The organism is bacterium (genome assembly GCA_016702305.1).
In the GTDB taxonomy this organism is placed as follows: Bacteria; Electryoneota; RPQS01; order RPQS01; family RPQS01; genus JABWCQ01.
The window spans coordinates 479,916-501,528 of record JADJEH010000002.1 but is presented as its reverse complement, the minus strand read 5'-3'; the positions used below and the strand labels follow the sequence as shown (position 1 = coordinate 501,528).

The window sequence follows — 21,613 nt, the reverse complement described above, 5'->3', positions numbered from 1 at the left end:
TCGTAAATTAGTCGCGGCGCATCGCTGTGTAGCCGTGAATCTGCAAAATTTGTATCGCGTTGCGAGCGTCGGTGAGTGACTCGAGCGACACCCGCAAGAGTCCACCCTGCCGCTCCCGGCTATGCAGCACGCCGATGTCGCGGATGTTAATGCCGTGCTCCGCCAAGAGTCCCGCCACGTTCGCGAGACTGCCCGGTTTGTCCGACACGATCACCGTGAGTTCGGACTGTGAATCCCAGTCACCCGGACGTTCACGCGCCAATTTTCGCTGGAAGGAATAGGCGCGCTGCCACACCTCGTCGAGCTTGCCCGATTTGAACAACGCCTCAATTTCATCGAAGTGCGCGCGAAAACTGGCCAATGCGGCGAGAGTTTGATCGCGATTGGCCGCCAGTACTGACTCCCACGCTTGCAGGGGCAGCGACGACATCGCCGTCATGGATTGGAAATGCCCGGTCGCGAGCTTCTGCACCAAACTCAAGTCGCGGCTCTGAGTGGCCAGCCAATCTGTCAGCGCAAGCGCAAACACGAGCGGCATGTGCGTCGTTGATGCGATGATGCGATCGTGGATATCCGCGTTGATAATGATCGGGTGGGCGCCCAGCATGCGGATCCACCACTTCAGTGCCGTCAGGTTCTCGTTAGGAACTTGCTCGTCCGGCGTGAGAATCCAGTACGCGCTCGCAAACAGCTCGGGATGGGCATTCGAGATACCCTGCCGCAGGCTGCCAGCCAGCGGGTGACCGCCGATAAAGACCGCCTTGGCGTCCGTTACAGCGCGGGCGGCTGCGAGGACCTGACTCTTCGCGCCGGCCGTATCCGTCACCACGGCATGCGGCGCGGCAGTGCGCAGAATCGTCGGCAGCATCTTGCCAACTTCATCTGCGGCCATAGCCATGACGATCAGATCGGCGCCGGCAATTGCTTCCGCAATATCGCCCGCACCCTGGTCAATCGCGCCGCGCATTAGCGCTTCTTCAAGCACTTCACTGCGGTCGTAGCCTACGATCGTTCCCGCGTAGTCCATCGCTTTCAGCTTCAGGCCTATCGAGCCGCCGATGAGCCCAACGCCCAGCAACGCGATCTTGCGAAAATCCGTTTGCAGAAGCTCAAGCGGATCGGGCAACGTCAGTTCAACGGCATCCGCGGCGGGTGAGGAAGTGTGCTGTTCCAGAAACCAGTCTCCGAATCAAACGAGCTGTTCAGTACCAATACCGGCAGCCTTTAACGCGGAGGCGGCGCGCGAACAGGCTTCAACATCCGGCATAATCAGCTTATAGGCGCCGTTCGTCTCGCCGCGCAGCTGCTCGATCTTTTCAATATTCACGTGCGCTTCGGCGAGCGCTTTGGAAATTCGTTCCATCGTCTTCGGGTCGCCGCCGGTAACGACGACTAATTCGAGATCGCCCGCCGGGCTTCCTTGCCCCTGCAAGTACTCGGCCTGCACCAGCAACGAGGCCACGCGATTGCGCAACGATCCCGCCCGTAAATTTTCCCGAATAGACTGAATTGCCTGCTCAACAACGGCGAGTTGCTGATCCACTGCATCGCGGGTGCCGACGATGGCGTCATGCCACGACGATTGATGCAGGTCGGCAAGACGATCCAGGCGCTCTTTCAGGCGGATTCCAAGGTATTCGGGCGTGATCTTGTCATCCCGGTTCGACATGAGGGCCACTTCAAGCTCGACGAAGTCCAGCAGGTCCGGCACAAAATCCATCAGCGCAACTCGTTCATGGAAGGCCTGCGGGCTCATGGCGATGACAGTCGCACCGGAATTCTCAAAGGCTCCTGCCAAAATCTTATACGCCGGATAGTCCGCCCGAATGCGCGGCGTCAGAATGATCGCCTTGGACTCAAAAAAGAAGGGTGACGGATTACACGCGACGGTCAGCGCCGGATCGTCCTGCACCATGTGAAAGCCGATGTAGTGGACGTCGTTGCGCGTTGACGATTCAAAAACTACTGTCTCATGCCCTTTGACAGCGGATGTTTCGAGCAATATGCAGTCCGGCTGCGCGGAGTCCAAGGCCTCGGCCAGCCGATCCCGTGGGTTGGTGCAATAGCGAGAGAGAATGACCAGATCGGCGTTCTTGATCCCGACCTGTGAGTTGGCGCCGCCGTCATTGATGCATCCGTGAGTCCATGCCCGTTTTACGGCGTTCGTGTCATCCACGCCATAAATTGTGCCGCGAAAACCCGAGCGGCGAATGGCAAGGCCGATTGAAGCGGCCACGGGGTCCAGACCCCATAGGCAAATGCGACGAAGGTCCGAAAGCTGACTGTGCATAACCATTCCAGAGTTGGTGAACCCAACGGTTGCGCAAAATTCAGGCCATCCGGAACCAGCGCAATATAGCGTTCTCTATGGCTTCCCGCAAGTGTTAGCTGACCATCGCGGACGAAGAATAACGACAAAAGGCCCCGAAACGGGGCCTTTTTCAACAGTCTATGCCTATCTGGCAGCGAGCTCTTTGAGCGCCTCTTCCATGGTCGTCCACGGCAAGGTAGCACATTTTACCCGAACAGGCAGTTGTGCTACCCCCGAAAGCGCCGCCAAATCTTCGAGCGGCTCCCCCTCCGGCTCTCGGCCGTCGCGGATGAACTGGCGAAACTGCTCTATCCGGCGTTGCACATCGGCAACGTTGCGCCCTTTGAGGTCTTCCGTCAACATCGAGGCGCTGGCCATGGAAATCGCGCACCCCGTGCCTTCAAACGTCAGACCGCTGATAACACCGTCGTCAACATGAAGATGGAGCGTCAGTTCGTCGCCGCAGAGCGGGTTCTTGCCCTCTACTTTCAGCGTTTCATCGGCCATCGCGCCTTTGTTGCGCGGCAGGCGGTAGTGGTCGAGCAGGATTTCGCTGTAGAGTTCGCTCATGCCAATACCGCGCGGGCTGTACGAATGGCTTCGACGAGGGCGTCAATATCGGATGTGGTGTTGTAGAGATACATGCTGGCGCGGGCAGTGGCGCTGACATCGAGCCAACGCATCAGCGGCTGGCAGCAGTGATGCCCGGCGCGGATGGCCACGCCTTCACGATCCAGCAAGGCCGCGAGGTCGTGCGGGTGCACGCCGGGGACATTGAATGATACCACAGCGCCGCGGTGGGTACGCGGTCCGTAGACCTCGACCCCCGGCTCCGCTAAGAGCTTCTCCAGCGCGTGCATGGTCAGTTGCTGATCATGCTGTTCAATCTTGTCCATGCCAATCGCGGTCAGATAGCGGATCGCGGAACTTAGGCCGATGGTCTCGGAGATCGCGGGCGTGCCCGCTTCAAATTTGTAGGGCAGGTCGTTCCAGGTCGCATGATCGAGAAAGACCTCGCGGATCATCTCGCCGCCGGTCAGGAACGGGTCCATGTCATTAAGAATCTCGGGACGGCCATAGAGTACGCCGACGCCCGTCGGGCCGAGCATCTTGTGACCGGAGAACGCGAAAAAATCCGGATTCAGCTCGCGCAGGCTGACGGCCATGTGCGGCACGGACTGAGCACCGTCTATTAACACCTTAGCACCGACCTTGTGCGCCAGTTCAACCAATTCACCGACGGGATTGATTGTGCCAAGGACATTGGACACGTGCGTTACAGCGAGCAAGGCGGCCTTCGCGTCAATCAACTTGCGCGCTTCAATCATGTCGAGCGTGCCGTCACTCTTGATCGGAATGAAGCGAAGTTCCGCGCCGACGGCATGCGCCGCCAATTGCCACGGGACAAGGTTCGCGTGGTGCTCCATCGGGGTCAGCACAATCGCCTGACCGTGCTTAATGAACTTCTTACCGTACGAAGTTGCAACAAGATTGATGGACTCGGTCGTTCCACGGGTGAAGATCACGCCTTCGAGCGCCGGCGCCTTGATAAACTCGGCGACGGCGCGGCGCGCCTCTTCATAGTCGCCGGTAGCGGCTTCACCCAATGTGTGAATCCCGCGATGCACGTTGGCATAGCGCGACTCGCAGAATTTGCAGTACGATTCGAGTACCGCGAACGGCTTCTGCGAACTGGCGGCGCTGTCCAGATAGACCAGCGGTTTGCCGTTTACCTTAATATTCAGAATGGGAAAGTCCTTGCGGACGTCACGACCGAGCAACATGCTCAGGCTCCCTGCTGCTGCAGAAATTTTAACGGTATCGCGACGAAGATGTCCTCGCCTTTGCGTTCGACGGCAAACGTGTCAATCGCCTTGGTCGCGGGCAGCGACAATGCCGCGCCAGTTTTCAAACTGAAACGCGCGCCGTGGCGCGGACACTCGATGCAATCGCCTTCCATCCAGCCGTCCGAAAGGTATTCGTCTTCATGAGAACAGATATCCGACGTGGCGTATACGTGACCATCGACGTTGAACAAGGCCAGCGCGAGTTCACCCACTTGAAAACCTTTGGCGCTATTGCGCGGCAGATCGGATATCGAACAGATCTTAACGAGTTGTGTTTCCAAACTCATACTTTAGCTTACCCGACTTGATGTGACTAATTATGGCCCATTGTTTGCCATTCTCGGTGACGAGTAGAGGATCACAAAGAAAGATGGTGCCTATGAACCGGCTTATTGTATTGGTTGGGCTATTGGCCATGATTTGGACCAACGGCTGTGACGAGAATGATGCTGATCCGCAGACCTTTCCAGCCGAGCCGACATCTGATATGCTCGCTGCAGGACCCGGCGGTGGATCGGAATTCTTTATGTGGAGCGACTCGGGCCGGGCTCGTGCAGCGGCCGCCAACTTCCAAGCCGCGCTGTGGGTTACGAACGAGGACACCACACACGTGGAGATCGAAGATATGGTGGGATTGTTCGTTTATCCCGGCTGCTTGGGTTCACATCCGGCACTCGAATGTGATATCGTTGTCAAGGATGCCACTTACTCGCAACTCGAGTACGGTCCGAGCGGAATGGTCTTTGCGGATTCAGTAGGCGTCTGGTTGGATTCAACCGTCATTGACTGGCCCGCTGACACGTATGCCGCGGATGCAGCCTACTATTTCTACAATCCCGCAACGGGCGGGTTTGAGGAACTCGACACTTGGGTGAATCCTGACAACGGCTGGATCGAATGCAAGGTGCTGCATTTTTCGCGCTACATCATCGGGCGCAGACTGGCCCGCAGCAACTGAACAATATTTAGCGGGCACTATTGAACCCGCAGCAAATGGCGACGCCCCGTGCAGTTTTGCGCGGGGCGTTGTCATCTTCGTTACTCTCCGGACGCGCGTCCCACAGCCAGCGCGACTCGCTCACGCCAACTCTGCCGGACATCTTCAAAAACCTCAGGCACGGTCTGAATGACCTCTTCGGCAAAACCCATGGCAACGGCCGTCATGGCCTGACGCCGCGTCAAACCACGCGCCTGCAGGTAGAACATCTGATCCTTGTTGAGCGTGCCGATACTGGCGCCATGCGAGCACTTCACGTCGTCGGCAATGATCTCCAGCTTGGGAATTGCGTCGGCGTGCGTACCCGGATCGAGCATCAGATTGCGGCAGGTTTGATACGCGTCCGTCTTTTGCGCATGCTGCGGCACCGTGATGATCCCCTGATAGATCGAATGCGCCTGCCCGGCGAGCATGGTCTTGAACAACAGGTTCGAGAAGCCGTTGGGCGTGTTGTGGTGCTGATGCGTGCGGTGCTCCGCAAACTCCGTTTCGTCGCCCGCAAACAGGCCGCTCAGATGCGCTTCAGTATTGATTCCGACCAGATCAAAACGCAGTTTTGACAGATGCCATGCAGCGCCGGTTGTAAAGGTGCACCAGTTGACGTAGCCGTCGCGCTCCACGGTAATCCGGCCCGTACGATAGATGGAACTTGTGCGAGGCACGTTCTCGTCCTGGACGAAGTGCAGGCGCGCGCCTTGACGGACAATGATCTCCGTCCGGCCAATCCACGCAGTTTCCTGGTCGCTAAACCAACGGTCGTAGACCACAGCTTCGGCACCACGCTCGACGATGATCAAAGTGGTCGGCGCAGCCAGGCCCGGGCCATGATGACGATGAGTCAGATCAAGCACGACGCGCTCGCTCTTAGCCGGAATGCGCAGGCAAACGGGCTGCGGCGTAAGCGCGCGATGATAGTGCAGGAACTTCCCATCAAAATTGTCCGGCTCAATGGCGAGCAGCGGCGCGAACATCTCGCGGTCCTGCGCCGTTGCGGTCAAGGCGTCAGGAGTCAAACCATTGCGCACCGTAACCGAAACATCGAGGCGCGTGTGTTCGTCGGCCGATTCCACCAACGACCACGGGAACGCGGACGCCTTGTTCTTACGCCACTCTTCCACATCCGCCGCGGGCAGCGCCGCGGCGCGGGCGACGCCTAAGTCGGAGGCGCGGTCGTCCGAATGCAGGAGCGACGGACCACTCGATATCTTCTCTAAATAGCTCATCGGCAAGTTGGTCGCGAGGGTCTCAGCCAACGGAACCCTCCATTTGCAATTGGATCAGACGATTCATTTCGAGCGCGTATTCCATCGGCAGCTCCTTGACTACGGGTTCGATGAAGCCGCGCACGATCATGGTCATGGCTTCTTCCTCGGATATGCCGCGGCTTTGGAGATAGAAAACCTGCTCATCGCCGATTTTCGACACGGTGGCCTCGTGACCGAGTTCCACGCGGTCCTCTTTAATATTCATGTACGGATACGTGTCGCTGCGGCTGTGATCATCCAGCAACAGCGCGTCGCAACTGACGCTGCTCTTGCTGTTCTTCGCGCCTTCGGCGACATCCACCAAACCGCGATAGCTCGTGCGGCCGCCGCCGCGAGAAATGGACTTCGACAGGATCACCGACGTCGTGTCCGGGGCCTGATGGTAGACCTTGGCGCCAGCTTCGGTATGCATGCCTTGACCAGCGTACGCCACCGACAAAATGTCCGCCTTGGCGCCGCGTCCGGTCAGATAGACTGACGGATACTTCATCGTGACTTTCGAGCCGATGTTGCAGTCCACCCACTCCATCGTCGCGCCTTCTTCGGCGATGGCGCGCTTAGTCACGAGATTATAGACGTTCTTCGACCAATTCTGAATCGTAGTGTAACGCACTTTGGCGTGCGGCTTGACGTAAATTTCCACGACCGCCGAATGCAGCGAGTCGCTTGAATAAACCGGTGCGGTACAGCCCTCGACATAGTGAACCTGCGAACCTTCGTCAGCGATGATCAACGTGCGCTCGAACTGCCCGGCGTTCTGCGCGTTGATGCGGAAGTACGCCTGCAGAGGAATCGTCACCTTCACACCCTTGGGCACATAGATGAAACTACCGCCCGACCAAACCGCCGTATTCAGCGCGGCGAGTTTGTTGTCGCCGGCGGGGATACAACGCGCGAAATATTCCTTGAACAGATCCGGGTACTCGCGCAGGCCGGAGTCAGTATCGAGGAAGACAACGCCGAGTTTCTGCCACTGCTCTTGCAGGGAGTGGTAGACGACTTCACTTTCGTATTGCGCGCCGACGCCCGCGAGGAACTTCTTTTCCGCTTCGGGGATGCCGAGCTTGTCATAGGTCTCGCGAATTTCGGCGGGCACGGCATCCCAATCATGCGCGACTTTGTCGGTCGGCTTGATATAGTAGTGGATATCGTTCCAATCAATCGTGGTCAGGTCCGGCCCCCACATCGGCAACGGCTTGCGATTGAAATACTCGAAACCCTTCAAGCGCAAATCGCGCATCCAGTCAGGTTCTTGTTTTTGCGCGGAAATTTCATCCACGACCTGACGCGACAAGCCCTTGGGGAACTTGATCAAATTCGCCTCGCGTACGGAAAATCCATAGCGATCGTAATTGTCGAGGTCGAGAGAGAATTCCTTCGACACGGGCATAGACTATCTCCAGTAGAGAAATTACAAAAAAGAAGTCGGCGCGCTATGCGCTCAGCAAACGGGACAATGACTCAAACTTGACACGCGCTTGCAGCGCTTCCAGTTCCGCTCGGGACCACTGTTGTGCGTAAAACTGTGCAACCGTTACGTCCAAGGGCCGATTGCGGCCAAATCCCATCGGCAGCGGCGCAAAACCCGGAGCAGACAGCCCGAGAGCGCGCAGGACGCGCGCGCGTTTCTGCAAACGCTGAAACTTGACTTCGGTAAATAGATCACGGTCGCTCTGCTTCATCCCCAGAAAATCGCCGAGGAATTTGAGGATATAGTCACGGCGGATGATAACGAAGCTCTGTTCGATGCGCACCGGACTGGTAGCACCATAGGAAATTCGCGCACGGCCCATGCTGGCGATGGCGCGCTCAATGATGCTCTCACCGACGATCAGGCAATCCTGCTCGAGAAAAACAGAGTAGTCGGCGTCGTTTAAATACGCATGCATTGCGCCGAGCGCAAAGGCGCGCGTCCAGCCGCCGTATTGCCCCACGCAGATCATGCCGTGCTGAAAATTCTGCTGTAGATTCACCCACTCGACGTGCTTGCCGGTCAAGTCCGGCTTGAGCGGACTGGCCGAGTCCGCCACGAAAATCTGCAGCGGATTGGCGAACCGCGTCACGCAATCGTACCAGACGTCGAAGAAGCGAGGCGTGCGGATGCGGTCGTCGGACTCGTTATATTGCGCGCCGATGTGCCGCCCGGTCTCGTCGCACCACCATCCGCTGTGAATTATGTAACTCGGCATTTACTTGCGCGGCCGCACGTCGCGCTGCACATTGACAATCTCGAACTCGGACAGGCGGCGGCTAAAGAGGTGGATATTGACGGAGTGCGGATAGATGTAGACGCGCGTCGGCGTTATGCCCGCCCAGTCTAAAATATGAAACAGCCCGGACTGACTCACGTGCGCTTCGCGCGCACCCGCCATGCGCCGGGCATTGGCGAGAATGTCCTGCGTCAGATCGAGCGGTTTAGCGTGCGGCACTTCGACGAGCATGTGCTCGTCGCTGACCAGCACTTCGGCAGTACCGGGGAAATCGCCGAGCTTCAATCGAAATTCGGAATCGTAACCGACGCCGTGCTCTTCTGCCACATATTCCGGAACGAAGCGGCGCGGCGTACGTCGAAAACCAAAATTGTAATACTCGGATGTCGCGATGCCAAAGCGGTTCGGGTCGTGGATATAGGGTTCGCCACCCTTCTCCCAATCAACGACCGGGAAATCCAACAGCGTGACCGCGTGCGTCATGTCCTGCAAGAGCAGCAGCGATTCGATCTGCGCGAACGGCGCGAAGCTGCGCGCGAGAGCGAAGTGAATCTTGCGGCGACGCGTTCTAAAGAGCCAACTCGCGATGGGCAATGTGGCGATGAAATCACCGAGCTTGCCGCAATGCGTGACGACGATCGGCTCTTGAGGATGCCGCGCGTCGTGCCACCAGGCTTGGCAGGAATAGCGCGCCTGAATCAGCGGCGAGCCGTAGCGCGGACCGAGCGGGGTCACAATTGCGCGGGGACTCCGAGTTGCTTGAGTGCGTCGCGCACGGCCGTGGCGACAGAGGTTACCGACACCGGACCCAGTGCCGCGCTTTCAGGCGCGTGGCCGGCCGAGTCAACCACAAACGTGTTTTTCCACACCGGTACAATCTTATTCAAAGCGATCACGACTTGCGGTTTGTCAACTGCGGCGGCGACGGTGCGCCAGAGGGTATCGTGGCCAATCCAGAGTTGTGCGTGCTGAATCACTGCGGCGCGTTCGGGTGGAGCCAGCCTGACAAAATGCTGCTGCGCGCGCTGCAATTTCTCGGATGACGGATCGCCGACCTGCACGACCGCCAACCCGATTGAATCGAGGTTGGCGATGAGAATTTCAAAGCGGGGAGTCGGCCAGGCATAGCCGTCGGCGGCCGCCGTTGTGTCTATTACGACGCAACGCTGCGGGTCGAGCTTCTTCGGCCACTTGGGCAAACTGAAACCGGAAGCGTCCAGTTCGATCTTGCCCGCAGAAGTCAACTGGACACTGAGCTGCAACTCGGAGCGCACGCGCGCCAGAAGCTGTGCGACCTGATCGGACACGAGTCGTTAGGCCGCGACTTCGTCCTTGATCCAGTCGTAGCCCTGCTCTTCAAGCGTCAGGGCCAACGACTTGTCGCCGGACTTGACAATCCGACCATCCACGAGAATGTGTACATAGTCGGGCACGATATAGTTCAGCAGGCGCTGATAGTGCGTGATCACCAGTGCACCGAAATTCGGACCGCGCAGCGTATTCACGCCATTGGAGACGATCTTGAGCGCATCAATATCGAGACCGGAATCGGTCTCGTCCATGATTGCCATCTCGGGCTTAAGCATCCCCATCTGCAAGATCTCATTGCGCTTCTTTTCGCCGCCGGAAAATCCTTCATTCAGGAAGCGCTTGGTGAACTCGGGACGAATTTCGAGCAATTCGAGCCACTTCTTGATTTCAGCATCGAATTCCTTGAAGCTCGGCGTCTGGCCAAAGCGTTCAGTCATCGCCAAACGCAGAAAGTTGTTCACGGACACGCCGTAAATCTCCTGCGGATATTGAAACGCCAGAAACAGACCCTGCTTGGCGCGAACATCGGGTTCCAGCTCCAACAGGCTCTCGCCGCCCCAGATAATGTCGCCACCGGTGACTTCGTATTTCGGATGGCCCATGATCGCGGCGGACAAAGTGGACTTGCCACTGCCGTTGGGTCCCATGATCGCATGCACCTCACCGACCGGAACGGTCAGGTTCAGGCCCTTCAGAATCTCCTTGCCTTCGACGGCGACGAACAGGTCACGAATTTCGAGCTGCTTCACAAACGCTCCGCTAAGTAATGGTCAAATGATCTAATCCGATGAAGCCGCAGTTGGCGCGGCGGCCCGCAACAGCCAGGCAACGTTCAACGGTCTAAGAGACTGCTGGAATTGGCTTCGGATGGTCGCCTGTGGCACCATTGTCCGAAGTCTGGAAAATGGACTGGATCTGGGTGAAGTACTGGGTCTTCTCGATATCCAAGAGATCCTGCAGGGACCGAGTCCGGAAGAACCCACGCAAATTGTCTTCTGCCTCGCGCCAGACGTGGCGAATCGTGCACTCTTGCGACCGCACGCAAGAATGCGGGTCAGTCGTACACTCGTTGAAGGCCAGACTGCCTTCAAACGCCTCAATTATCTCCAACATATTGATTTCTTCCGGCTTCCGCGCCAAGGCAATGCCGCCTCCCTTGCCGCGATGGGTCTCGAGCAGGCCCTCCGCAGACAGATAAGCGACGATTTTCGTCAGAAAAACGCGTGGGATGTGCTGTTGTTCAGCGATGTCCCGCGTGACGAACGTCTTGCCCTCGGAGTGTCCACGAGCGACAAACATCAGGAGTCGGAGGGCATAATCGGCTTGCAGCGAAATTAACATGTGGATTTTCCTAAATATGACTAATCAAGTCGCATTAAATATAACTTGAATCCTTTCATGAGTCAAGTGCCTTTGTCACAGTACATTGAGATTTACTTTGTGAAACTTCCCGCGAGAGGCATATTCGGTTCACCTGACCCCGTGCTTGACTGATTCGGGTAGGTTGCGTATCTTGCCCATGCAGCCGTAGGGGTGGTCGAACGGAGCAATCCGCAAGCGGCCTGAGAGAGTCCCTCCGAACCTGATCCGGATAATGCCGGCGAAGGAAACGGCGCGGTCGAATGAAGAGCCGCTCACTTATGCGCCCTCTTCTTTGGTGATAGGCCGTGGCCGTTCTATTGAACGAGCTGCGGCTTTTTGTTTTCTTGGAGACACTGTGATGAAGATTTTGCTGGTAAGTTTGGTTTGGGCGGGCTCGTTGTGGGCACAATCCGCGCTCACCGGGATCGTCAGCGATTGGGCGACCGGACGGGCAATTGAAGGCGCATTGATTGAGGTAGACTTGGACACAGCCGCTGTGAGTGACCGCTTCGGGCGCTATCATACCGAGAGTTATGCGGCGGCGAGCATTGTCGTCAGAATATCCAAGCCGGGTTATGCGCCGCTGGCTGCGGTGCTGGTCCTGGCCGATGCCGAACAGACTGAATACAACGTGGAGCTAAAGCCCTTTGGGCAAGGACCTGACGGCGCAGGGGCTTTTCAAGACGCCCCGAAATACCGGTTGGACGATGTTACCGTGACGACTTCGCGGGTGAATTCCGACTATCCCGTGACGTTCTCGAACGTGAATAGCACTCAGCTCGACCGCACGAATCATGCTCAGGACCTGCCACTATTGCTTACACAGTTGCCGAACGTAAATACGTACTCCGACGGCGGGAACGGCTTCGGTTACTCATATTTGCGCATGCGCGGTTTCAGCCAGAATCGGGTGGGAGTCTATCTGAACGGCATTCCGTTGAATGACGCGGAGTCGCACGAGGTGTTCTGGATTGACCTGCCGGACTTTGCCGAGGACGTGCAAGACATCCAAGCCCAGCGCGGCGTGGGCAACTCCCTTTACGGCGCGGCGGCGCTCGGCGGTTCGATTAATCTTGTGACGACGACGCCGGGGCAGGGGGATCGGCCGCGGCTGCGCGCCGAAGGAATGTACGGATCGTGGAATACGCGACGGGCGAGCGTGCAATTCTCGTCCGGGCGGGTTGGAGAGCGTCTTGGATTCGCAGGGCGTCTGACGCGTATGGAAACCGATGGCTACCGCTTCGGCTCGTGGGCGAAAATGTGGAGCTATTATCTGGCGGCCACGCGCTTCTCGAGTCGGCACACGACGCGCATGATCTTCTACGGTGGACCGGAGCGCACGCATTTGGCCTACGAGGGGATATCGAAAGAATACCTCGACGGATCGGTGACCGGAGATCGGGACAGCGATCGCCGGTTCAACCCGTTCACATTCGCGGGCGAGATTGACAACTTTTTCCAGCCGCATTACGAGCTTCACGATTCGTGGCGCGTGCGCGACCATGTCATCGCGGACAACTCCCTCTACATCTTTCGCGGCGACGGATACTACGACCAGTACCGGACTGAACAAGACTTGAGTCAATACTTCTTTGACCTGGCGCCGGGCGAACTCACGACTGATTTGCTGCAGCGGCGGAATATCGCGGAGCTTGACGGCGGTTGGGTGCCCCGTGTCACGTGGTCACACCGCTACGGCCAGACCGTTGTCGGCGCGGAGCTGCGCCTGCACAAAGCACGGCACGAAGGCACGGTGCAGTGGGCCAATGCCCTGCCCGCGGACGCAGAGCCGGACCAGCACTACTACGACTATCGCGTCGGGAAGCAGGTGTATGCCGGCTACGTGCACAATCTGATTCAATTGGCCAGGCCGCTGCGGCTAATGGCGGATTTGCAGGTCAAGTCGCAGCGTTACACAATGCTCGATGACCGGTTGTTCGGCGTGACGCTTGAGCAGAGCTTCAGCGCCGTGTCGCCGCGCATCGGACTGAATTATCGGCTGCTCGAAGCGTCGGCAGGCACACCGCTGACCGCGTTATACGGCAATTTGTCCTGGGCGCAGAGGGAGCCGGCGTTCCGGGACTTGTATAACGCCCAGGACTACTATTCATCTCCAGTCGTTGCGCCGGATCGGTTCGCACACGGCGCGGCGGGTGGCGAGTATATTGGGCAGATGCTCGATGACGAGAAGCTTTTCAACGTGGAAATCGGCGCAATCGCCCAGTGGCGTTCGGCGCATATTGGCGTGAACTACTACCGGATGCAGCTTACGGACGCCATCGTGACGGACAATGGTCAGCTCGACGACCTGGGGAATCTGCTTTCGGCCAATGCGGACGAAGTGCTGCACCAGGGGGTGGAGATCGTCGGCGGAATCGCGCCTTTGCCCGGTTTCAAGTGCTCGGGGAATTTGGCACTGACGGATCACGCATTCGTATCGTACTCCGAGGTGGACTGGAATACGTTCCAACCAACCCAGCGTGACGGTAACCGCATCGGGCAGGACCCGAGCTACCTTGCCAACATCCAGGCCGACTTCGATCACGGTAATTTCTTCAGCGGAGTCGGAGGCCGGTTCGTAGGCAAGCAGTTTACGGATAACAGCGAGAACAAGGACACCGCGATACCGGCCTACACGCTGGCGCATCTCGACTTGGGATACCGTCTGCACAACCTGCCCGGGAATATCCCGCTGGCCGAGTTGCGCTTGCGGATCAGCAATCTGTTCGATAAAGAGCACGAGACGGTCGGCTACGGATCCACCTACATCGTCGGGGCGCCGCGGGCAATCTACACGACGCTGGCCGTCGAACTATAGCCGATGGGCGGTTTGCTTGAAGCCAGTTGGGTTGATTTGACCGTCGTCGTCCTGTCAGTCGGAGCGGTGTTTGCCGTCGGTGCTTGGCGGCCCGCCGGAAAACTCAATGACTACTTGATGGCGGGGCGGAATCTGTCGCTGCCCGCATTCGTGATGTCCCTGGTTTCGTCGTGGTACGGAGGGATTCTCGGCGTCAGCGAGTACTCCTACCTGTACGGGTTATCCAACTGGTTCGTCTTTGGCATACCCTACTATCTCTACGCGCTGATATTTGCACTGGTGCTCGCCAAGCGCGCACGGGCAGCGCAGCTGATGTCGCTGCCCGACCGCTTCCAGCAGGCCTACGGGACCGGAGCGGCGCGGGCCTGCGGCGCCATCATATTCCTGACGGCCATGCCTGCGGCGTACTTGCTGATGCTGGGTAAACTCATCGAATGGATGTTCGGCTGGCCTTATCACGCGTCGCTGATTGTTGGCGCCGCGGTCTCCACGCTGTTTCTCTTTCCGACCGGTTTGCGCGGTGTGGTGCAAGGACATCTCCTGCAATTCGCGTTGATGTATGCCGGATTTGCCTTGATGGTGTCCATGCTCTACCGTGAGTTCGGCGGCTTGGAGTTCATTCGCGCGCATGTTGAGCCGCAGCTCCTGTCGCCGACCGGTGGACAGGCGATCGGTGCGGTACTTGTCTGGTACGTTATCGCGTCCACCACGCTGGTGGAGCCGTTGTTCTATGAACGCTCATACGCCGCGAGGTCCGAGAAGCTTGTCTTGCCGGGCATTCTCATCGCCATTGTGTTTTGGGCGATCTTTGACTTCATGACCACGGCGACGGGGTTATATGCCCGCGCGATTCTGGGGGAAATTCAATCTCCCGTGTTTGCGTTTCCAGAACTTGCTCGGCAGGTCCTCCCTGCGGGAGCCTTTGGACTTTTCCTTGCCGCGATGGTCGCGACGGTGGCTTCGACAATTGACAGCTACGTCTTCATCGCTGGAGCGGCGCTGGGCCGCGACGTGGTCATGCGCGGCCGCGCAACGGGCGAGGCTGAAGAACTGCGCTGGGTGAAACTCGGCGCGGCGATCGGCCTGGTGTGCGCCCTGAGTTTGGCGTGGTTCTCGGAGTCGGTGGTCTCGCTGTGGCATGCCATTGGTTCGATTACCGCACCGGCCCTGCTCTTTCCCGCGCTGTGGGCGTGGTTCGGCAGGCGGCAATTGCGCGAACGACCCGTCGTGTTTTCCATGATCGCTTCCGGTTTGGCCGCGTTGATTTGGCGAGTCTCGAACCTTTTCACAGGGAATGGTGACTATTGGCTCGGCGTCGAGCCGATCTTTATCGGGTTAGCTATCAGCGTGCTGACCTTACTGCCGATTATGGTACGGCGCCCGTAGACTGCCGGACAGACTCGAAAAACAAGAACCCGCCAAGCACTTGGCGGGTTCGTTGTTTGTTGTGGTCCCTCTCGTCTTGGGAAGATCACAAACCGGTGAGCATGCGCGGCATCAACACTTCAAACAGGGCCTCGACCTGCTGCTGCTGGCAGAAATAGAGCGGCACGCCGAACATGGCGACACGGAAGCTCAGGTCATAATAGTAGCCCACCACCGCGCCATTCTGGAAGTAGTCGGAACTTAGCGTCGTGGCCCGGCCAATGATCGTACACTCGCCGCGTGGTTCAAACGACCAGGCACGCGTGATCGAACCCTCCCACGATGGAAGCACTTTGACAGGGTCTATCTGAACTGAGGGGAAGCCGTTCTCGCCCGTGAAACCGCTGACTTCCTGCACCGCGTTCGGATTGGCATTCGGATCACGCGCCGATGAGAAAGCGCGCATGAAGCGGTACTCAAAGTCCGAGTCGCCGTATTGCTCCCCGGCGGTCGTAGTCAACGCGCTCAAGATGTCCCATCCACTGAAAATAACACGGCCGCCGCGCTGCATGTACTCGGAGAGAATGCGGCGGTTGTCGTCGAGCAAATACTCGGAACGATCATCAGCATGCCAAAGAATCAACCCAATATCCTTGACATCATTCGGCGACACCAGTGCATTACCGCGCTCGGTCATGTCCAGATTGCGGACATTGTATCCGGCCACCATCGCCGCATAGAATTCGTCCACCTGCGCATCGGAAGGCGCCCCGGGGCCGCCACCGCCGTTGCGGGATTCGTCAATCACCAGTACGGAATCGGTCAGAGATTGCTCGATCAGCCGCAGTGAATAGGTTGCGGTATCGGACAGGACGCCCGCCATGTCACGCGCCTGAAACGCGAAATCATACGATCCGACCGGCAGGTCGGGCATGACCAGTTCAGGAATCGCCATCCAATCGTTCCAATCGCCTCCGCTTGTCCGATAGCGATAGGAATGGATGAGCCCGCGATAGGGTTGTGCCGTCGCCGTGAAAGCCACCACCATTTCGGCGTTCACTTTGTGGTAGATCGAGCCATCCGGATAGAGGCTGTCGGACGCCGAACCGGAGTTGTACCGCGTGATCACGTCGTCCATGGCCGGAATGCGATTCGGCTGCACCGTGACCGTGCGCGAGATCATCGGCGAAATCGCGAAGCCGGAGTCACGGCAGCGCGCGTAAAACGTATGCTGTCCGAACGTCAAGCCGGCATTCGTCAGGGGAATGTGGTCCGACGGGAATCCGCCGAGGGAAAGATCACAGAACAGAAAGACAGAATCGGCGTACCATGGAGTCCAACTCTCCGTGTCGTCCACGCTGATTGCAAACCACAGGCCCGAACGGTTGCCATCCTGTCCTTCGACAATCAGCCGGAAACCCTGACCCACGTTAGCATTCGGTCCAACGGTGTTGTCCGCGCTCCAGATGCAGCTCGGCGCCGTGTTGGTCGTGAAGAACTGCACTTCCGGCGGATTGGGATCGGCCTCGCCGTCGTCGTCCACCGCTTGAATCTTGAATGTGTGCGACACGAGTTCGCCGGTTGAAGGCGAGGCAAACGAGATGGCGCTATCGGTGCGCGTTGTGAATGCCACTAACTGGCCATCAATGTACATGCGGAAGCCCGCGATCTCGCCGTCGCTATCGTTGCCCGACCAGTAGAGCGACAGAAAGTGGTTTGTCGTACCCCCGTTGCGCGGCGCGGACGTGATTGCCGTGGTGGGTGCGCGATTGCCAAGCGCCGAGCCGGGATCACCGACTTCACAGCCGCCGATCAGGAGAGCGGCATAGGTCGCCAACAGAGTTGTGAGGATGAGTTTTTTCATTGGTCAGCCCTCACCAGGTGAATGCGACCGCAAAGCGGTGCGGTTGGTCCATAAATCCGTCGCCTGCGTCGGTCAGACGGTTCCAATGCGAGTAGGCATAGTCGAAGTTCAAACCGTATTCGCTCATCACGTCGAATTTCAGACCGATTCCGGCGGCAAAGCTCTCTTCGTCATAGCCAAACTTGCCTCCGGCGCGCAGGTAGAGCGTATTCTGGAATCCGTACTCGCCGCCAAAATTCAAGCGCTCTTTGTTGTCGTTCGGGTGATCCATCTCAACCGCGAAGAGCGCCGAGTGATTGGGACAGGTCTCAATCTTGAACATCTGAAAACAGTCAAAGGAGACTCCCAGCCGGAACATCGTCGGCAGGCTCGCGCCCTCGTACTCTTCAAGACCCGGTTCTTCGTCGTTGATGGCGGCCTCGCGGTAGTCGAGAAACTTGCCGTTGTACTTCACTTCGGGGCCGAGATTCTGAATGGCCATTCCCAGTTTCAGCGAACGCAGACCGGTCTGATAGACCGTGCCAAGGTCAACGCTCAGGCCGTTGTACTTCTGCTCTTCCAACTGGCTGCGCAGGTAACGAAGATGCCCGCCGAGCGAGAACTTATCGGTTAGTTTGCGAGCATAGGAGGCGCCCAGCACAAAGTCGGAGGCGTTGAAGTACTCGCCCGTGCCTTCCGGCGCCGCCAACGTTCGCACAGGCATGTCGTTCGTGAACAGATTAATCAGGTGGACAGACATGGCACCGTAGTCGCCCCACTGCCGCGCATAGGCCAGCGAATTACACTGGATGTCGGCGGGAAGATTGATTTGAGCCACCTGCACTTGGTTCTTATTCGCTGTCGTCAGGGCGCCCGGGTTCCACCACACAGCTTCCGCCCCTTCCGCAGCAGAGACGAGTGCGTTGCCCATACCGATTCCGCGGACACCGATCGGCAGCTTAAGCAGCTGCATCGAAGTCGTCCCGACTTTTTCCAACGCAAATGCCGACGATGCGGCAAACGCCAACACAATACAGATTAGAATACGGATCATGGCCGTTCCTCCGCGTAAACCAAGACCACGGCTGCGGTGATGCGCGACACGCCGCTGGCGCGCGCGTGCAGCGTGTGAGTCCCTTCTGACAAACAGGGACGTGTCGAACCAATGAAACAGGTCGTCCAATTGAATTCAATCGGTCGGCCTGGATTTCTGAGGTCGGCGGCTTCAAATTGAGCCATGTCCAACTCAAATCCGCGGCCCTTCATGTTGGTCTCAGAATTGGTCGCGGCAAGATAAAAACCTTGACCGCTCAGGCGGCCTGCTCCGTCCAGCAGCGCGTCGGGGTAAACCGTTGTCGTGTCACCGTCCATCCAGAGGGCCAACACGAAACGGTTGTCCAGAACGATACCGAGAGAATCACGCGTCGCACCCAAGCGCGTTGTGTCCGCAACGCCCACGGCGAGCGAATCCTGATAGGGTGCCAAAGCCAGCCCTGCAGACTGTTCTGCCGGTATCAATCCGCTCGTATCCGGTGGACACGAGGCCGGAACGGTATCGCATAACGCGCGGACACCGGCCACCGAGTCCAACACGCCTTGGTAGCGTTCGATTGCGACGAGGTAGCGGATGAAGGCGTTTGTCCACGCGGGAATAGAATCGCCGACGATCGATTCATACCAGTAGACATCGGCATCGGGAACAATATACGCCGCCACGGTCAGGCGGGCCGGTTCGTCCACGCCCGGCTGATTGATGTCCGCGAGCGGTGCGCGAACCGTGAAGTCCGCACTGATCGTCGCATTGTTCGAAACGGCTTGCTCCCAGAGCACAATGGTCTCCGTGTGTGACAACTCGGGCGCGAGAGCCGCGGGTGTACGCGGATCCGCACATGAGAAGAGCAGAACGGCACCGGCCGCGAGCAACAGTATTGATAGTGTTTTCGTCATCTTGAACTCCTTGGGATTACTTGATGACGACAAATTTGTCCATGAACAGATCGCCGCCGTATTCTACCGTGAAATAGTAGATACCGCTTACAATCTCCTGATCATTGCGCGTACGCATGTTCCACTCCGCCTGCTCCGTGCCGTTGTAGTGGTCCAGCGCCGCGAGATAGTCGCCGCCGAGCGAGAAGATGCGTAAGACGCACTTGCCGGGATCAGTATTGGTCGGCAGCCCGCGGAAGTAGAGCTTGCGCACAAATTCCAAACCGCCGGGCGTTTCATTGGGGATACCTTCACCGGCGTGGCCACCCTTATATGGATTGGGATAGGCATACACACCGGACAGCGGCCCGCCGCCGAGCCCTCCCGCCTGCGCAGCGATCGTAACCGAACGCGAATTGCCCGTCCGACCTGACTCCAGCACGCCCGCGCCAAACACACCCTTGTCAAAAGCCCGTACGATGTACTCGTACGATTGGCCCGGAATCAGACCGGTGTCCCAATAGACGTACTCAAACGAGCCATCTTCGTAGTGAATCGTATCGGGCGGCATGCCATAGTTGAAGTTCTGCCACTCGAACTCGCCGGGAAGCGTGTCAATTACGTCATACTCCACCAGCCGCTGCCAATCAAGCTGACCGGTGCGTCGCTCCACACGATAACCTTCGAAATCGGAGTCGCCCGTGATGGCGTCCACCGATAGTTCGGCGTTGGGACTCCAGCGCAGACGAACACGGTCCTCGTAAACATCCACCGTGTATTCCGGGGCATCTGGTGACGACGGTCCCTGGAAGTCATTCAGATACATCGCCAACGCCCATTCAGCATTGACGCCGATGTCCGCAGTGTCATCGCCCGCAATATAGGCCACTGTGATCGGCAGCGTCTCGCCGGGGCGAATCGTGAAGCCGTCGCTGGCCTCCGCGCCGAAGGAGATCAGCATGCGCCAGTCGCCGGCCTCCGGGCTCAGCGGGTTGATATCGCCGGATGCCATCATGTCGTACTTGTCGGCATTGGTTACCGGGTCACCGCCCGAACCACGGTCGAAGTTACGGAACGTAACGCGAAGCTGATCGAGAGCCACGGGAGATTTGACCACCCGCATTGCGAAAACGCCCGGGCCCGAGCCGTCATCGTCTTCATAGTCGTCAAACTGCACGGCCATCAGCCGATCGGGATCGTAGTAGTTGAAGTCGTCTAACGACGCGGCGTCGCTGGGCTCTCCCTGAGCTGCGATGTCCGGGTCGGCAAACATGGCGATAAACACATTGCGCAGCGGCAGCGGGCTGACATTGCGTATGCGGTAATCCAACAGAATGAAGTCACCGGCGTAAGCCTCGGGGAACGCGTACGTGCGCTGCGTCACCACGATGCCCAACGGCGTGTGGCCGTCTACGTCCGGACTGGACACGAAATCGTCCTGAATATCGTCCGTAAACACCGCGTAGTATTCTTGAACACCGCGTGCGTTGCCGTCTTCGTCGTCGGCCCCGTCGCCGTCATCGTCGAAGAAGCCCGGACAACAGTCGCCGTCGTTATCCGCATCTTCTGCGTCCACTTGACCGTCCGCATCGTTGTCCACGAAGTCGCGGGCCATGTCCCCCGCCGGATCTTCGTCAATGTGCGGTTCGGGATCGTAGTTGCAGTTACCATCAAAGTTGCTGTCGCCGCTGCCGTCAGTATCTTCGTCAATCTCGGTATCGCCGTCGTCATCCTGATTGTTGACGATTTCTTCGTCAATCGAACCGTCGTCGTCGTCGTCGAAGCCGATGAGACCGCGGCCGCCGTCGTAGTTCTTGGATGCGCGACCGTTACCGTCGAAGTCATCCGCCGTACCATCCCAGTCTCCGTCATCGTCAATGTCCTTGGCGCCGTAAACCATAAAACGGTCGCCAAAACTCGTGAGAGTCTTTGATGTCAGGTACCAATCAGGTTCTGTCGTGGTATTGGCAAAGGGAACGGCAAGAATGTTCTTGGGGTAGAACTCGCCGGTTCCATTGTCGCCGTCGGTGGCCGTGGACACGAGCCGATTGCCACCGGCGATCGCGCCAATCCAGACGCCGGCCGAAAACAAAAAGTCGTTGCCGCTATTGATCGGAAATTCCATGCCCGCAAATCCGGGCAAGTTGTTCGGGTTGCCCGCCTCACCATAGTTGGCGATGGTAAAGCGCACATTGCCGATGTCATGTCCAATCACATCAGGCCGCGCGCTCGGATCGGCATCGTTCAGAGTGCGCACGGGGCCACGCGGCGCGGTAGCGTGGCGCGCCTCCGCCGCCGGCTGCAAAACAAGCAGCGCGACAAGCAGAAAAAGGGGAATTCGTGTGTAAATTTTCATGG

At 58.2% G+C, this 21,613-nt stretch carries 19 protein-coding genes and 1 riboswitch; of the genes, 3 read left to right on the top strand and 16 right to left on the bottom strand.

Annotated elements, in window-relative coordinates; translation table 11 throughout:
* Positions 1–7: 7 nt before the first annotated feature.
* The 5 genes from IPH10_06600 to IPH10_06580 form a co-directional block, all read right to left on the bottom strand.
* Positions 8–1,126: a prephenate dehydrogenase/arogenate dehydrogenase family protein gene (locus tag IPH10_06600; GenBank protein ID MBK6910590.1), complete on the bottom strand. Its 1,119-nt coding sequence runs from the start codon at positions 1,124–1,126 to the stop codon at positions 8–10.
* 63 nt (positions 1,127–1,189) lie between these two features.
* Positions 1,190–2,290 (bottom strand): prephenate dehydrogenase/arogenate dehydrogenase family protein, encoded by a 1,101-nt coding sequence (locus tag IPH10_06595; GenBank protein ID MBK6910589.1) that lies wholly within the window; start codon positions 2,288–2,290, stop codon positions 1,190–1,192.
* A gap of 165 nt (positions 2,291–2,455) precedes the next feature.
* On the bottom strand, positions 2,456–2,881 hold the full coding sequence (locus tag IPH10_06590; protein MBK6910588.1) for an SUF system NifU family Fe-S cluster assembly protein: 426 nt from the start codon (positions 2,879–2,881) through the stop codon (positions 2,456–2,458).
* Positions 2,878–4,092 carry a cysteine desulfurase gene (locus IPH10_06585; protein ID MBK6910587.1) on the bottom strand — a complete coding sequence of 405 codons (1,215 nt, stop codon included), beginning with the start codon at positions 4,090–4,092 and terminating at the stop codon, positions 2,878–2,880. The genes IPH10_06590 and IPH10_06585 overlap by 4 nt, the downstream gene beginning before the upstream one ends.
* A 5-nt stretch (positions 4,093–4,097) precedes the next feature.
* Complete coding sequence (locus tag IPH10_06580; GenBank protein MBK6910586.1) at positions 4,098–4,445, bottom strand: non-heme iron oxygenase ferredoxin subunit; 348 nt, start codon at positions 4,443–4,445, stop codon at positions 4,098–4,100.
* Between the two features lie 122 nt (positions 4,446–4,567).
* Here IPH10_06580 and IPH10_06575 point away from each other — a divergent pair, with 122 nt between their 5' ends.
* Positions 4,568–5,116, top strand: a complete 549-nt coding sequence (locus IPH10_06575) for a hypothetical protein (GenBank protein MBK6910585.1) — start codon at positions 4,568–4,570, stop codon at positions 5,114–5,116.
* Positions 5,117–5,196: 80 nt separating this feature from the next.
* On the opposite strand, the gene IPH10_06570 is transcribed toward IPH10_06575, so the two are convergent.
* The 7 genes from IPH10_06570 to IPH10_06540 all read right to left on the bottom strand — a co-directional run bounded on the left by IPH10_06570 (position 5,197) and on the right by IPH10_06540 (position 11,282).
* A complete protein-coding gene (locus IPH10_06570) occupies positions 5,197–6,408 on the bottom strand; it encodes a SufD family Fe-S cluster assembly protein (GenBank protein MBK6910584.1) in 1,212 nt (403 codons plus the stop codon).
* The gene (gene sufB, locus IPH10_06565; GenBank protein ID MBK6910583.1) at positions 6,401–7,810 is read right to left on the bottom strand and encodes a Fe-S cluster assembly protein SufB; all 1,410 of its coding nucleotides are present in this window, start codon (positions 7,808–7,810) and stop codon (positions 6,401–6,403) included. The genes IPH10_06570 and sufB overlap by 8 nt, the downstream gene beginning before the upstream one ends.
* Before the next feature lie 43 nt (positions 7,811–7,853).
* Positions 7,854–8,609: a hypothetical protein gene (locus tag IPH10_06560; GenBank protein ID MBK6910582.1), complete on the bottom strand. Its 756-nt coding sequence runs from the start codon at positions 8,607–8,609 to the stop codon at positions 7,854–7,856.
* The gene (locus tag IPH10_06555; protein ID MBK6910581.1) at positions 8,610–9,365 is read right to left on the bottom strand and encodes a hypothetical protein; all 756 of its coding nucleotides are present in this window, start codon (positions 9,363–9,365) and stop codon (positions 8,610–8,612) included.
* Entirely contained in the window at positions 9,362–9,937 is a 576-nt protein-coding gene (locus IPH10_06550) for a hypothetical protein (protein ID MBK6910580.1), read from the bottom strand. The genes IPH10_06555 and IPH10_06550 overlap by 4 nt, the downstream gene beginning before the upstream one ends.
* 6 nt (positions 9,938–9,943) lie before the next feature.
* Complete coding sequence (gene sufC / locus IPH10_06545; GenBank protein MBK6910579.1) at positions 9,944–10,690, bottom strand: Fe-S cluster assembly ATPase SufC; 747 nt, start codon at positions 10,688–10,690, stop codon at positions 9,944–9,946.
* A gap of 91 nt (positions 10,691–10,781) precedes the next feature.
* Positions 10,782–11,282, bottom strand: coding sequence for an Rrf2 family transcriptional regulator (locus IPH10_06540; protein ID MBK6910578.1), 501 nt, complete (start codon positions 11,280–11,282; stop codon positions 10,782–10,784).
* 178 nt (positions 11,283–11,460) lie between these two features.
* A riboswitch (TPP riboswitch) is annotated at positions 11,461–11,567 on the top strand.
* 94 nt (positions 11,568–11,661) lie between these two features.
* Between IPH10_06540 and IPH10_06535 the strand changes: the two genes are divergently transcribed.
* A complete protein-coding gene (locus tag IPH10_06535; GenBank protein MBK6910577.1) occupies positions 11,662–14,121 on the top strand; it encodes a TonB-dependent receptor in 2,460 nt (819 codons plus the stop codon).
* A 3-nt stretch (positions 14,122–14,124) separates the two neighbouring features.
* Positions 14,125–15,507, top strand: coding sequence for a sodium:solute symporter family protein (locus tag IPH10_06530; GenBank protein ID MBK6910576.1), 1,383 nt, complete (start codon positions 14,125–14,127; stop codon positions 15,505–15,507).
* Positions 15,508–15,592: 85 nt separating this feature from the next.
* Here IPH10_06530 and IPH10_06525 read toward each other — a convergent pair whose 3' ends face one another.
* Genes IPH10_06525 through IPH10_06510 form a run of 4 tightly spaced genes read right to left on the bottom strand, consistent with a single transcriptional unit; the run spans position 15,593 to position 21,611 of the window.
* Positions 15,593–17,350 carry a hypothetical protein gene (locus IPH10_06525; GenBank protein MBK6910575.1) on the bottom strand — a complete coding sequence of 586 codons (1,758 nt, stop codon included), beginning with the start codon at positions 17,348–17,350 and terminating at the stop codon, positions 15,593–15,595.
* 10 nt (positions 17,351–17,360) lie between these two features.
* Positions 17,361–18,383: a PorV/PorQ family protein gene (locus tag IPH10_06520; protein ID MBK6910574.1), complete on the bottom strand. Its 1,023-nt coding sequence runs from the start codon at positions 18,381–18,383 to the stop codon at positions 17,361–17,363.
* Complete coding sequence (locus tag IPH10_06515; GenBank protein ID MBK6910573.1) at positions 18,380–19,276, bottom strand: hypothetical protein; 897 nt, start codon at positions 19,274–19,276, stop codon at positions 18,380–18,382. Before IPH10_06515 ends, IPH10_06520 begins: the two co-directional genes overlap by 4 nt.
* 16 nt (positions 19,277–19,292) lie before the next feature.
* Positions 19,293–21,611 (bottom strand): hypothetical protein, encoded by a 2,319-nt coding sequence (locus IPH10_06510; GenBank protein MBK6910572.1) that lies wholly within the window; start codon positions 21,609–21,611, stop codon positions 19,293–19,295.
* Between the last annotated feature and the right edge of the window lie 2 nt (positions 21,612–21,613).